This window comes from Microlunatus antarcticus, assembly GCF_014193425.1.
In the GTDB taxonomy this organism is placed as follows: Bacteria; Actinomycetota; Actinomycetes; order Propionibacteriales; family Propionibacteriaceae; genus Microlunatus; species Microlunatus antarcticus.
The window spans coordinates 1,150,514-1,163,671 of the sequence record NZ_JACHZG010000001.1; the positions used below are offsets into that span (position 1 = coordinate 1,150,514).

The window sequence follows — 13,158 nt, forward strand, 5'->3', positions numbered from 1 at the left end:
CGCGGGGGCCGGTGTGACGACTACAAGAATTACCCGTCAAAATCCTGAGTGCGTTGGTCCTTGACCTGGAGCGCTGGGAGAGACGCCCAGGTCAGACGGCGACAACGGTCGTCAGCACGTCGGTCACGGTCTGCTTGCTGTAGTCCTTGGCCTTCTTGTCGACGAGGGAGACCAGCTCCAGCTTGACGTTCATGGTCAGGACCTGCGCCGTGCGGTCGACCGGCGGGACCGAGAACGACTGGACGTAGGAGTACGGCGGGGTCACCAGGTAGCCCGGCGTCAGGTTCGTCGTGTCGACGAGGGGGTCAGGGCCGGGAAGGTTCGACGTCCCGTCGTTCACGACGAACCGCATCGTCGTCCGCGTGAGGTAGATCTTCCGCACACGATCGCGCACGGCGACCTCCACCTGGACGGGCGTGCCGCCGTCCGAGGCCCAGCGGGTCGGGGTGGCGACCGAATAGGTCACGTCGATCGTCAGCCCACCGGACCGCACGACGTGGTGCGCCAACCCGCTGGCGAGCTCGTCCGTCGATCCCGGGCTGGGCGTGACGTCGGGCGCGGTGGTCTGCGCCTCGCTGGTCGCGGCGGTCGACATCTCGGGCAGCGGCACGATCTGGGGTCCTGATGCGGAGCAGCCGGCGAGAAACGCCATCGCCGCCACAGCGGGCGCCACCATCCGCCGTCGGACCAACCCTCGTCGAACCATTCTTCGTCCCCCCGCAGCTCGGTCGCCTGACGCTAGAGAACGTAGTGACCGGACGGCACCCGGGGGGCCAGTTCGTCGAAGTCGTGCGGCGCGCGGCCCGGCGTCCGGCACCCCTGCCACACTGAACCGGTGCGTGACGTCGTGGTCCTGGGCAGCACCGGTTCGATCGGGACGCAGGCGCTGGAGGTCATGGCCCGCAGTCCGGAGGTGTTCCGGGTGGTCGGGCTGGCCGCCGGGGGCGCGTCCGTCGCCTTGCTCGCGCGCCAGGCCCTGGAGACGGGGGCGCAGGTCGTCGCGGTCGCCCGCGCCACCACCGTGCAGGACCTGCAGCTGGCCTTCTACGCCGAGGCGCAGCGGCGCGGCTGGTCGACCGGGGACACCAGGCTGCCCCGGATCATCGCCGGCCCGGACGCGGCGACGGAGCTGGCCGCGTACCCCTGCGACGTCGTGCTCAACGGCATCACCGGATCGACCGGGCTCGCTCCGACGCTGGCCGCGCTGGCGTCCGGGGCCGTCCTCGCCCTGGCGAACAAGGAGTCCCTGGTCGTCGGTGGGCCGCTCGTGCTGGCGGCCGCCGCACCCGGCCAGATCGTCGCCGTCGACTCCGAGCACTCCGCCATCGCCCAGTGCCTGCGGGGCGGGCGCGACGTCGAGGTCGACCGGCTCGTCCTGACGGCGAGCGGGGGACCGTTCCGCGGTCGGAGCCGGGCGGAGATGGCCGACGTGACTCCCGCGCAGGCGCTGGCCCACCCGACCTGGGACATGGGTCGGGTCATCACCACGAACTCGGCCACGCTGGTCAACAAGGGCCTCGAGCTGCTCGAGGCCCACCTCCTCTTCGGGGTCCCGCTCGACCGGATCGACGTCGTCGTGCACCCGCAGTCGCTGGTGCACTCGATGGTCCAGTTCGTCGACGGCTCGACCATCGCCCAAGCCTCTCCGCCGGACATGCGGCTGCCGATCGCTCTCGCTCTCGGTTGGCCGGACCGGGTCCCCGGCGCAGCGGCGGCCTGCGACTGGTCACGGGCGCAGGAGTGGACGTTCGAGCCCCTGGACTCCGAGGCGTTCCCTGCCGTCGAGCTGGCTCGCATGGCCGGTCGCCACGGCGGCAGCGCGCCGGCGGTCTACAACGCCGCGAACGAGGTGTGCGTCGACGCGTTCCACGAGGGGCGGCTGCCGTTCCTCGGCATCGTCGACGTCATCGCGCGGGTGCTCGACGAGCACGTGGGCGGGCCTGGGAACCGATCCGACGCCGTCGGAGGATCGGGACTGGTGAGCGGCGCGGGCCTCACCCTGGACTCGGTGCTCGCCGCGGACGCCTGGGCCCGGTCGCGAGCCGCCGAGCTCGTGCAGGTCGCCGAGGGCCGCGACGACACCGGACCGCGGGCGGACGGACGGGGCTAGGCCGACAGGCAGGCGAGCTGGGCCGCGCTCAGGTCGGCGTGCAACCGGGCGCTCTCGTCGGCCGTGAAGGGCTCCGCCAGCGGCATCGTCTTGATCGGGTGGCGCGACGTCCAGGTGAAGGTGACCGAGTACCGGTCCTTGTCCTCGGCCAGGCTGGCCCGGTGGAGGATCCTGGCCGGGTCGGCGAGCACGGCCGTCCACCGCGGTCCAGCGGCCTTCACCCATTCCTCTGGCGATACGACGCTGCTCATGTCGGCGTCGCTCACGAACCCGGCGACGTACTTGAGCTGCTCGACCGCGGGGTCGGAGACCGGTCTGGGGACGTACTCCAACGCGCCCCCGCGCGGACTGACGTCGTCGATCCAGACCAGGATCTTGAACACCTTGTGGTCCTCGATGTCGCGGTGCCACTGACGGGTTCCCTCGGTGCGTCCGTCGGCCACCTCGCGGTAGACCGCGGCACCGTAGTAGGTGATCGGGAGACCGATGTAGTTCTCCACGAGGTCGAGCAGCTGCGGCTGGAGCCCCCACCGCCACAGGGCGGCGTCGGCCAGGAGCTCCTGGTGCGCCGGCTTGAGCGCGCTGGCACCGTCGGGGTCGCGCGCGGCCAACGAGGCCTTCAGCCCGTCGAGGACGACCTTCAGCTGTTCGGTCCCCGGGATGCCCAGCTCGTCGAGCGAGCTGACGGCCACTCCGGTCGCCTCGACCTGCTCGATCAGTGCGGACATCGCCGGGCTGATCGCGGGCAGGTTCGCGTGGTGCTCGTGCAACCGGGCCTCGTAGCCCCTCTGCACGAGCCGGTGCGCCGGAGCGAACCGAGCGATGACCTGACGCTTCGCGCGATTGGCCGCGCGTCCCAGCGTGCTCGACATGTCGCGCCTCTCTCCAGGTCTCAGGAACCGGCAGGCCTCGACCGGGTCGTGGGGAAGGTAGCCCGCCCAAGGTGGCGCGACCGCTCTTGGCGGAGATTTCCCCGAACTCATCGCGCCGCGTCGGTTCTGGTCCGTCGGCCGGTACGACGTGCGAGGGTCTGGTTCGCGTCCGGCAGCCCTCACGAGGTCCGGCGGCCGCACCGGCTCCGACGTACGCTCGATGCCGGTCGGCAGGGGTAGAGAGGAGAGGCGGACGCTGATGGACATCGTCGTGTACGTCCTCGGTGCGGTCGTCTTCTTCGCGCTCGTGATGGCCTCCATCGCGCTGCACGAGATCGGCCACCTCGTGCCGGGCAAGCTCTTCGGCGTCAAGACCACGCAGTACTTCGTCGGCTTCGGGCGAACCCTCTGGTCCACGCGGCGCGGGGAGACCGAGTACGGGGTGAAGGCGATCCCGCTGGGTGGCTACGTCCGCTTCGTCGGCATGTACCCGCCGAGCAAGGAGCACCCCGACCAGGTCCGCAGGACGCGCACGGGCATGTTCCAGACCATGGCCGACCAGGCCCGTTCCGTCGAGTGGGAGGACATCACTCCCGCCGACGAGGGTCGGCTCTTCTACCAGAAGCGGTCCTGGCAGAAGGTGATCATCATGGCCGGCGGCCCGACCATGAACATCCTGCTCGCGTTCCTCCTCCTGCTGGGCGTCACCGCTGTCTACGGGGTCTCACGCCCCCAGCTCACGGTGTCGGAGGTCCAGCCCTGCATCGTGCCGGGTGACGCGACGGACACCAGCTGCACCGGCAAGGCACCGACCCCGGCGGCCCAGATGGGCCTCCAGCCCGGAGATCGCATCGTCAGCTTCAACGGCCGGGCGGTCGACTCCTGGGCCGACGTCTCCACCGCGATCCGCGGCAACCTCGACCGTCCAGCCCAGCTGACGGTGGTCCGTGGGGGACAGGACCTCGCGCTGCCCACCGTCAGCACTGTCGTCCAGGGCGTCCCCGACGCGCTCGACCCGTCGAAGCGCGTGGCGGCCGGGTTCCTCGGGGTCGTCCCGACCGTCGAGCGGGTGCGCGGCGGGCCGGTCGCGGTGGTTCGGGACATGTGGACGATGACGGAGCAGACCGCTGTCGCCCTGGTGCACTTCCCGGCCAAGGTCTTCTACACCGGCTACAACCTCGTGACGGGCAAGCCGCGCGACCTGTACGGGCCGATGAGCATCCTCGGCGCCAGCCGGGCGGCAGGGGAGATCGCGTCGACCAACAAGATCGATGCGGCCGACAAGGGCGCCGCGCTGGTCACCGTGCTCGGCTCCGTGAACCTCTTCGTCGCGCTCTTCAACTTCGTGCCGCTGCTCCCGCTCGACGGCGGCCACATCGCCGGCGCGCTGTACGAGGCGGTCCGCCGCCGCCTGGCCGCCCTCTTCAAGCGGCCCGACCCCGGCTTCGTCGACACGGCGAAGATGCTGCCGGTCGCGTACGTCGTCGGCTCGCTGATCGCGGTGTCCGGCGCCGTGCTCATCCTCGCCGACGTGATCGACCCGATCCGCCTGTTCCAGTAGCGCAGGGTCGCGGGCAGGTAACGACGGGGACCCGTCGGACGATGAACGGGCGGGGACAGATCGGGGGAACCACCGAGCCGAGAGGCTCTCCGATCGTCAAGGAGCCACTCCCGTGCGCCGACCACTGACCGTGCTCGTCTTCCTCGTCCTCGCCGCCCTGCTGGGGGGCAGCCTCGCCGCAGGTGCCGCGACACCGAACGACACCACGTGCCGGAAGGTGGTGGGGAGCACGAAGAGCCCCTCCCACGCCGACCTTCTGAAGTACTCCGCGTGCCGGTTCGACAAGCTGGACGCCCAGGTCGCTGCGCTCTCGCCGAGCACGAGCTTGCCGCCGGCACCGAGCGCGAGCCCTTCGCCTTCGAGCACCCCCTCGCCGTCCAGCACGCCGAGCCCGTCCGCCACCGCGAGCCCGAACCCCACGGGCGGAGACGACTTCCCGTCCGCCTCGTCGACCGGCGTGCCCTCCGGCGTGACGCTGTCGGCCTACACCGGGCCCGCCACGATCACGACCGCCGGCACCGTGATCGACGGCAAGCGCATCACCACCTGCATCGAGGTCAAGGCGAACGACGTCACCATCCGCAACAGCCTGATCCAGTCGAAGAACTGCTTCTTCAACGTGCTGGCGGCCAACGGGAACACCGGTCTGCAGCTCGTCGACGTGGAGATCGACGGCCAGGGCAACACCAACGGGGACTCCGCCGTCAACGGTGCCGGCTACACCTGCCTCCGCTGCGACGTCCACGGGACGATCGACGGCTTCAAGGTGGGTAGCAACGTCGTCATCCAGGACTCCTACATCCACGACCTCGTGGGGACGAACGACTCGCACAACGACGGCCTGCAGGTGCTGGCCGGCTCGCACATCAAGATCGTCCACAACTCGATCCTCATCGGCCTGAAGTCCGCGACGTCCGGCATCCTGGCCAAGGCCGACTTCGGTCCCATCTCCGACCTCGTCATCGAACGGAACCTCGTCGCCGGAGGCGCCTGGACGATCTACGCGGGCTCGGAGGAAGGCAACGGCGGCGACGGGCCCGCGGCCGGCGTCACGGTCAAGGACAACCAGTTCTCCACCCGCTACTTCGCGAAGGCCGGGGCGTTCGGCCCGCTCACCGACCTGATGCCCTCCTACACGGTCTCGGGCAACACCTGGGCCGACGGTCCCAGCAAGGGCCGCACCGTCTCCTGAGCCGAGTGAGACACGGCCCTGCGCGGGAGGTCCACCCCGCGACCAGCACGACGCCTCCTCCACCGCGCGGCCACGCCCGCGCGGTGGAGGGGGCGCGGCTACGCTGAAAGCGCCATGACTATCAACCTCGGGCTGCCCTCGCTGCCGCCTCCCACCCTCGCCCCGCGCCGCAAGACCCGCAAGATCAAGGTGGGCAAGGTCGACGTCGGTGGTGACGCGCCGGTCAGCGTCCAGTCCATGACGACGACGCTGACCTCGAACATCAACGCCACGCTCCAGCAGATCGCCGAGCTCACCGCGACCGGCTGCGACATCGTGCGCGTGGCCGTGCCGAGCCAGGACGACGCCGACGCGCTCCCGGCCATCGCGCACAAGTCGCAGATCCCCGTGATCGCGGACATCCACTTCCAGCCGAAGTACGTCTTCGCCGCCATCGAGGCGGGCTGCGCGGCGGTCCGGGTCAACCCGGGCAACATCCGCGCCTTCGACGACCAGGTCAAGGAGATCGCGAAGGCCGCGAAGGACCACGGCACCTCGATCCGGATCGGCGTCAACGCCGGCTCGCTCGACAAGCGCCTGATGGCCAAGTACGGCAAGGCCACCCCGGAGGCGCTCGTCGAGTCCGCGCTGTGGGAGGCCAGCCTCTTCGAGGAGCACGACTTCCGCGAGTTCAAGATCAGCGTCAAGCACAACGACCCGGTGATCATGGTCCGGGCGTACGAGCTCCTCAGCGAGTCCTGCGACTACCCGCTGCACCTCGGCGTCACCGAGGCCGGCCCCGCGTTCCAGGGGACGATCAAGTCCTCGGTCGCCTTCGGCTCGCTGCTCAGCCGGGGCATCGGCGACACCATCCGCGTCTCGCTCTCGGCCCCGCCGGTCGAGGAGGTCAAGGTCGGGCTGCAGATCCTGCAGTCGCTCAACCTGCGGCCCCGCAAACTCGAGATCGTGTCCTGCCCCTCGTGCGGCCGCGCGCAGGTCGACGTCTACACGCTGGCGGAGCAGGTCACGGCCGGGCTCGAGGGCATGACCGTCCCGCTCCGCGTCGCGGTCATGGGCTGCGTCGTGAACGGTCCGGGCGAGGCCCGCGAGGCCGACCTGGGCGTGGCGTCGGGCAACGGCAAGGGTCAGATCTTCGTCCGCGGCGAGGTGATCAAGACCGTGCCGGAGGCCGACATCGTCGCGACCCTCATCGAGGAGGCCATGCGCCTGGCCGACGAGATGCCTGCGGGCGAGGAGAGCGGTGCGCCCCTGGTCTCGGTCGCGGGCAGCGCGCCCGCCCGGGTCTGACGGACGTGACGACGCGGTGACCTCGACCCGGGCGGGAGGGGGCATCGGCCTGCGCGACCGCGGCTCGGTCCGCGTGCTCGGCCGGGACGACGTCCCCGCCGCGGTACGGGTGCTGTCCGCACGGCCCGTCGAGAACGTCTTCGTCGCCGCTCGCGTCCGTGCCGCCGGCCTCGACCCGGCCACGCTCGGCTGCCAGGTGTGGGGCTACGAACGCGACGGCGCGCTGACCGCGCTCTGCCACGCCGGCTCCAACCTCGTCCCCGTCAACGCCGACGACGAGGCTCTGCAAGCCTGGACCGAGTACGCCGGCCGCCAGCGCATGTGCGCCTCGATCATCGGCCCCGCCGAGACCGCCACGCGGTTCTGGCGGATGCTGGGCGACCGCTGGGGCCCGAGCTGGTCCGAGGTGCGCGACGTCCGGCCGCACCAGCCGGTCATGACGATCGTCGGCGACCCCCTGATCGAGCCGGACCCCCGCGTACGGCGGGTGACCCTGGAGCACTGGGACGCCTACACCGAGGCGGCGATCAAGATGTACACCGAGGAGATCGGCGTCTCGCCGGTCTCCGGGAACTCGGCGGGCTATCGCTTCTACGTCCGTCAGCTGATCAGCAGCGGCCGGGCGTTCGCGCTGTTCGACGGCGAGAAGGTGCTCTTCAAGGCCGACCTGGGCTCGGTCTCGGGATCGGTCTGCCAGGTGCAGGGCGTCTGGCTCGACCCCGAGCTGCGCGGGCGCGGCATGGCGCCGGCGGCGATGGCCGCGGTGGTCAAGCTGGCCCGGACGGTGGTGCCGACCGTCTCGCTCTACGTGAACGACTACAACCACGCGGCGCGGGCGACCTACGACCGGGTCGGCTTCACCCAGGTCGGCGAGTTCGCGACGATCCACTACTAGGCGGGCGTGGTCGTCTCGGGGCTCCAAGGCGCCGGGCCGATAGCGTGGGGGGATGTCCAAGGTCCTCACCAGCCTCCCCGTCGGTCAACGGGTCGGGATCGCCTTCTCCGGCGGCCTCGACACCTCCTGCGCGGTGGCGTGGATGCGCGACGCGGGCGCCGTCCCCTTCACCTACACCGCCGACCTCGGCCAGTACGACGAGGACGACCTCGTCGGCGTCCCCGGCCGGGCCAAGCTGTACGGCGCCGAGGAGGCGCGGCTCGTCGACTGCCGCTCGGCCCTGGTGAACGAGGGCCTCGCCGCCATGACCTGCGGGGCGTTCCACATCCGCTCGGGCGCGCAGACGTACTTCAACACCACCCCGCTCGGCCGCGCCGTGACCGGCACGCTGCTGGTGCGCGCGATGCACGAGGACGGCGTGTCGATCTGGGGCGACGGGTCCACGTTCAAGGGCAACGACATCGAGCGGTTCTACCGCTACGGACTGCTGGCCAACCCGGGGCTGCGCATCTACAAGCCGTGGCTGGACGAGCGCTTCGTCACCGAGCTCGGCGGGCGCAAGGAGATGTCGGAGTGGCTCGTCGCGCACGACCTGCCCTACCGCGACAGCACCGAGAAGGCGTACTCGACCGACGCGAACATCTGGGGCGCCACCCACGAGGCCAAGCAGCTCGAGCAGCTCGACACCTCGATGGAGATCGTCGAGCCGATCATGGGCGTCCGCTTCTGGGACCCGTCGGTCGAGATCGAGACCGAGGACGTCACGCTGACGTTCGAGGGCGGCCAGCCGGTGGCGATCAACGGCGAGACGTTCGCCTCCGACGTCGACCTGGTGATCGCCGCGAACACGATCGGCGGTCGCCACGGGCTGGGCATGTCCGACCAGATCGAGAACCGGATCATCGAGGCCAAGAGCCGTGGCGTGTACGAGGCGCCCGGGATGGCGCTGCTGGTGCTCGGCTACGAGCGGCTGCTGTCGGCGATCCACAACGAGGACACGCTCGACGCGTACTTCACCCAGGGCCGCAAGCTCGGCCGCTTCCTCTACGAGGGCCGCTGGTTCGACCCGCAGGCGCTGATGATCCGCGAGGGCCTGCAGCGCTGGATCGCCTCGCCCGTCACCGGGACCGTCACGCTGCGGCTTCGTCGCGGCAACGACTACACGATCCTCGACACGACCGGCCCGGCGCTGTCCTACCAGCCCGACCGGCTCTCGATGGAGCGCAACGGCAACGCCGTGTTCGGTCCGACCGACCGGATCGGCCAGCTGACGATGCGCAACCTCGACATCGCCGACACCCGGACCCGGCTCCTCGGCTACGCCGGCCGCGGCCAGCTCGTGTCGGAGGACCACCTGCGCTCCGACATCACGCTGCATCTCGACCTGGGCGACGTGACCGACAACCTCTCGGCGTACGGCGATGCCTCCGAGCTCGAGAGCGGCGACAGCACGAGCGACCCCGAGTCCCTCGACCGCGCGGCGATGGAGTCCGGCACCGACTGAGGCCCGGTCGCTCGAGCGTGCTCGGGCTTAGGGAGCGTTCTTCGTCCCGAGTGCTCCCTCAGGAGACGCGAGCCACGAACTCGGTGATCTCGCGCTCGACCTCGGCGCGGGTGGTGGGTTCGTTGTGCACCTCGTGCCGGACGCCGGGGAACACCCGGGTCCGGACGTCCGCGTGACCGGTCGCGACCAGCCGGTTCGCCACGTGGTACGCGCCCTCTCCGTAGTGCGTCACGGGATCCTGGTCGCCGGCGAGGATCAGCACCGGCAGCCCGGAGGGGACCGTCGCGTACCAGGCGTCGCCGTTCACCTGGTCGTAGAGGTCGACGAACCCCTGGAGGAAGCGGGCGCTCAGCGGGGCGCCGAAGTTGTTGAAGGGGTCCCGCCCGTGGTCGGCGACGACGTCGGCGTCGAGGGCCACCCAGGCGGTGGGACCCGCGCCGGGTCCGAACCGCTCGAGGAAGCCGTCGAACAGCTGGCCCACGAGCTCCTGCGGGGCCGGCTCGGCGGCCTGGTCGCCCGCCGCCAGCGCGGCGAGGGCGGGCCGGTCGAGCACCCGCTCGATGCCCCGCATCTGCGCGGCGATCCCGCCCAGCACCAGCCCGGAGAGCCGGGCGTCCGGGTTGGACGTCATGGCTCGCGCGATCAGGGACCCCCAGCTGTGGCCGTAGACCACCCACGGGAGCGCGGGCGCTCCGGTCGACGCAGCCGCCCCGGCCAGCCGGTCGCGGGCCTCCGCCTGCAGCCGCAGCGCGTCGGCGACGACCACCTGCGCCGCGTCGTCGCCCGCGTCGGCCCACACGCCGGACTCCATCGCCGTCCGGCCGTGCCCGGCGTGGTCGGCGGCCACGACGACGTACCCGGCGTCGAGCAGCGTCGAGACCAGGTGCAGGTAGCGCCGTGAGTGCTCCCCGAGCCCGTGCACGACCTGGACGACCGCGGTCGCCCGGCCGACGGGTTCGTAGACCCACCCCTGGATGGTGTCTCGGCCGTTCGCCGAGGTGAACGTGATCTCCTGCAGGGCCACGACGACCGCCTTCCTCCCGGCGCCCTCGCCGGTGTCACGGCGAACCGTAGCCCGCGACCCCGGGCGTCCCGCGACCCGCCGCCGACCCGAAACGGGCTCGGGCGCAGGCCGCCCCGTCGCCTAGGGTGAGCCGGTGATCTCCCGGATGTCCCAGCTGTTCGTGCGCACGCTGAGGGAGGACCCGGCCGACGCCGAGGTGCCGAGCCACACCTGGCTCGTCCGCGCCGGGTACATCCGCCGTGCGGCTCCCGGCATCTACTCCTGGCTCCCGCTCGGGCTCAAGGTCCTCCAGAACGTCGAGCGCATCGTCCGCGAGGAGATGGACGCCATCGGCGGCCAGGAGGTGCGGTTCCCTGCGCTGCTGCCGCGCGAGCCGTACGACGCGAGCGGGCGCTGGACCGACTACGGGCCCAACATCTTCCGCCTCAAGGACCGCAAGGGCGCCGACTACCTCCTCGGCCCGACGCACGAGGAGATGTTCACGCTCGCGGTCAAGGACCTGTACTCCTCGTACAAGGACCTGCCGCTGACGCTCTACCAGATCCAGACGAAGTACCGCGACGAGCCGCGGCCCCGCGCCGGGATCCTGCGCGGGCGCGAGTTCGTCATGAAGGACTCGTACACGTTCGCGATCGACGTGGAGGCGTTCCGCGAGCAGTACGCGGCCCACCGCGCCGCCTACATCCGGATCTTCGACCGGCTCGGCTTCGAGTACGCGGTCGTCTCCGCGATGTCGGGGGCCATGGGCGGCTCGGCGAGCGAGGAGTTCCTGGCGCTCTCGGCGACCGGCGAGGACACGTTCGTCCGCTCGCCCGGCGGCTACGCGGCCAACGTCGAGGCGGTCCGGACGCCCACGCCCGACGACCTGCCCTTCGACGACGTCCCCGCCGCGCACGTCGAGGACACCCCGGACACGCCGACGATCGCGAGCCTGGTCGCCGTGGCCAACGAGCGGTACCCGCGCGACGACCGGCCCTGGACCGGCGCGGACACCCTCAAGAACGTCGTCCTCATGGTCACCCAGCCCGACGGCAAGCAGGCCCCGCTGGTCCTCGGCCTGCCCGGCGACCGCGAGGTCGACCTCAAGCGCGTCCAGGCGCAGCTCGAGCCGGCCGAGGTGGAGATCTTCGACGCCTTCTCCGACTACCCGATGCTGGTCAAGGGCTACATCGGCCCGGAGGTCCTGGGGGAGGAGTCGGGCAGCGGCATCCGCTTCCTGGTCGACCCCCGCGTCGGCGTGGGCACCCGCTGGATCACCGGCGCCAACGTCAACGGCCAGCACGTCTTCGACCTGGTCTGCGGGCGCGACTTCACCCCGGACGGCTTCCTGGAGGCCGCCGAGCTGCGCGAGGGCGACCCGGCGCCGGACGGCTCGGGTCCGCTCGAGCTCGCGCGCGGCATCGAGATGGGCCACATCTTCCAGCTCGGCACCCGCTACGCCGACGCGCTCGGGCTCAAGGTGCTCGACCAGAACGGCAAGCTCGTCACCGTCACGATGGGCTCGTACGGGCTGGGGTGCTCGCGCGCGGTGGCGGCCGTGGCCGACAACACCTGCGACGACAAGGGCCTGGCCTGGCCGCGCGAGCTCGCGCCCTACCTGGTGCACGTCGTCGTCGCGGGCAAGGACGCCGCCGCGCTGGCGTGGGCGACGGAGCTCGCCACGTCCCTGGACGAGGCCGGCGTGAGCGTGCTCCTGGACGACCGCAAGGCCAGCCCGGGCGTGAAGTTCGCGGACGCGGAGATCCTCGGGATGCCGACGATCGTCGTGGTGGGCCGGGGCTTCGCCGACGGGAACGTCGAGGTGCGCGACCGCCGCAGCGGCGAGCGTCGCGAGGTGGCCCTGGACGACGCGCTCGGTGAGGTCGTCGCCGAGGCGCACGGGCGGCCGAGCCTCGTGGTGCCCGAGCAGGGCTGAGTGCTCGCGGGTCTCGACCTGCCGCTCGCCACCCTCGTCCTCCTGGTCGTCGTCGCGTTCGCCGCGGGCTGGATCGACGCGGTGGTCGGCGGCGGGGGTCTCGTCCAGCTGCCGGCGCTGCTCATCGGTCTCCCGGCGGGCACCCCGCCGGCGGCGATCCTCGGCACGAACAAGCTCTCCTCCATGTGGGGTACGGCGACGAGCGCGATCACGTACGCCCGCCGCGTCCGGCCCGACTGGCGCACCGTCCTGTCCCTCGTGGTCGGGGCGGGCCTGGGCTCGGCGGGCGGAGCCCAGCTGGCGAAGCTGCTGCCGAAGGACGCCTTCACCCCGATCGTGCTGGTGGCCCTGGTCGGCGTCGGCCTCTACACCTGGCGCCGCCCGCAGCTGGGGCTGGTGAGCGCGGTCCGCCACACGGGGGGCGCCCACTACGGCCGGACGGCGGTGATCGGGCTGGTGGTCGGTGCGTACGACGGCTTCCTCGGTCCGGGGACGGGCTCGTTCTTCGTCATCGCGCTGGTCGGCGTGCTCGGCTACGGCTTCCTCGAGGCCAGCGGCAAGGCGAAGATCGCCAACCTCGTGACCAACGTGGCCGCGCTCGGCGTGTTCGCGGCGCACGGCACGGTCCTGTGGGGCCTGGGCCTGTCGATGGGCGCGGCGAACCTGCTCGGCGGCTACCTCGGCGCCCGGACGGCGATCGCCCGGGGCAACGGGTTCGTGCGGCGCGTGTTCCTCGTCGTCGTCGCCGCGCTGGCGATCAAGCTGGCGTACGACACCGTCCGCATGCTCGCGAGCTGA

General features: G+C 71.4%; 11 protein-coding genes. 8 read left to right on the plus strand and 3 right to left on the minus strand.

From position 1 onward, the window contains the following. Positions 1–91 precede the first annotated feature (91 nt). On the minus strand, positions 92–610 hold the full coding sequence (locus tag FHX39_RS05290) for a hypothetical protein (protein WP_183337114.1): 519 nt from the start codon (positions 608–610) through the stop codon (positions 92–94). A 225-nt stretch (positions 611–835) separates the two neighbouring features. Between FHX39_RS05290 and dxr the strand changes: the two genes are divergently transcribed. Continuing rightward, the gene (gene dxr, locus FHX39_RS05295; RefSeq protein ID WP_183337115.1) at positions 836–2,110 is read left to right on the plus strand and encodes a 1-deoxy-D-xylulose-5-phosphate reductoisomerase; all 1,275 of its coding nucleotides are present in this window, start codon (positions 836–838) and stop codon (positions 2,108–2,110) included. On the opposite strand, the gene FHX39_RS05300 is transcribed toward dxr, so the two are convergent. After that, complete coding sequence (locus FHX39_RS05300) at positions 2,107–2,982, minus strand: phytanoyl-CoA dioxygenase family protein (RefSeq protein WP_183337116.1); 876 nt, start codon at positions 2,980–2,982, stop codon at positions 2,107–2,109. The genes dxr and FHX39_RS05300 overlap by 4 nt on opposite strands. 259 nt (positions 2,983–3,241) lie before the next feature. On the opposite strand from FHX39_RS05300, the gene FHX39_RS05305 reads away from it, so the two are divergent. The 5 genes from FHX39_RS05305 (at position 3,242) to argG (ending at position 9,421) form a co-directional block, all read left to right on the plus strand. Then, positions 3,242–4,543, plus strand: coding sequence for a M50 family metallopeptidase (locus FHX39_RS05305; protein ID WP_183337117.1), 1,302 nt, complete (start codon positions 3,242–3,244; stop codon positions 4,541–4,543). Between the two features lie 112 nt (positions 4,544–4,655). After that, a complete protein-coding gene (locus FHX39_RS05310) occupies positions 4,656–5,735 on the plus strand; it encodes a right-handed parallel beta-helix repeat-containing protein (protein ID WP_183337118.1) in 1,080 nt (359 codons plus the stop codon). 114 nt (positions 5,736–5,849) lie between these two features. Further along, positions 5,850–7,022 (plus strand): flavodoxin-dependent (E)-4-hydroxy-3-methylbut-2-enyl-diphosphate synthase, encoded by a 1,173-nt coding sequence (gene ispG, locus FHX39_RS05315; protein WP_183337119.1) that lies wholly within the window; start codon positions 5,850–5,852, stop codon positions 7,020–7,022. Positions 7,023–7,038: 16 nt separating this feature from the next. Beyond that, entirely contained in the window at positions 7,039–7,917 is an 879-nt protein-coding gene (locus tag FHX39_RS05320; RefSeq protein ID WP_332836677.1) for a GNAT family N-acetyltransferase, read from the plus strand. A 52-nt stretch (positions 7,918–7,969) separates the two neighbouring features. Next, the gene (gene argG / locus FHX39_RS05325; RefSeq protein WP_183337120.1) at positions 7,970–9,421 is read left to right on the plus strand and encodes an argininosuccinate synthase; all 1,452 of its coding nucleotides are present in this window, start codon (positions 7,970–7,972) and stop codon (positions 9,419–9,421) included. A 58-nt stretch (positions 9,422–9,479) separates the two neighbouring features. Here the strand turns inward: argG and FHX39_RS05330 are convergent, their stop codons facing one another. Beyond that, entirely contained in the window at positions 9,480–10,445 is a 966-nt protein-coding gene (locus FHX39_RS05330) for an alpha/beta fold hydrolase (protein WP_183337121.1), read from the minus strand. Positions 10,446–10,590: 145 nt separating this feature from the next. Between FHX39_RS05330 and FHX39_RS05335 the strand changes: the two genes are divergently transcribed. Then, positions 10,591–12,360 carry a proline--tRNA ligase gene (locus FHX39_RS05335; protein ID WP_198423643.1) on the plus strand — a complete coding sequence of 590 codons (1,770 nt, stop codon included), beginning with the start codon at positions 10,591–10,593 and terminating at the stop codon, positions 12,358–12,360. After that, on the plus strand, positions 12,361–13,158 hold the full coding sequence (locus FHX39_RS05340) for a sulfite exporter TauE/SafE family protein (protein ID WP_183337123.1): 798 nt from the start codon (positions 12,361–12,363) through the stop codon (positions 13,156–13,158).

Coding starts and splice junctions, on each gene's coding strand:
- FHX39_RS05300 (WP_183337116.1), bottom strand. CDS start 2,982: ATGTCGAGCACGCTGGGACGCGCGGCCAATCGCGCGAAGCGTCAGGTC.
- FHX39_RS05305 (WP_183337117.1), top strand. CDS start 3,242: ATGGACATCGTCGTGTACGTCCTCGGTGCGGTCGTCTTCTTCGCGCTC.
- ispG (WP_183337119.1), top strand. CDS start 5,850: ATGACTATCAACCTCGGGCTGCCCTCGCTGCCGCCTCCCACCCTCGCC.
- argG (WP_183337120.1), top strand. CDS start 7,970: ATGTCCAAGGTCCTCACCAGCCTCCCCGTCGGTCAACGGGTCGGGATC.
- FHX39_RS05335 (WP_198423643.1), top strand. CDS start 10,591: ATGTCCCAGCTGTTCGTGCGCACGCTGAGGGAGGACCCGGCCGACGCC.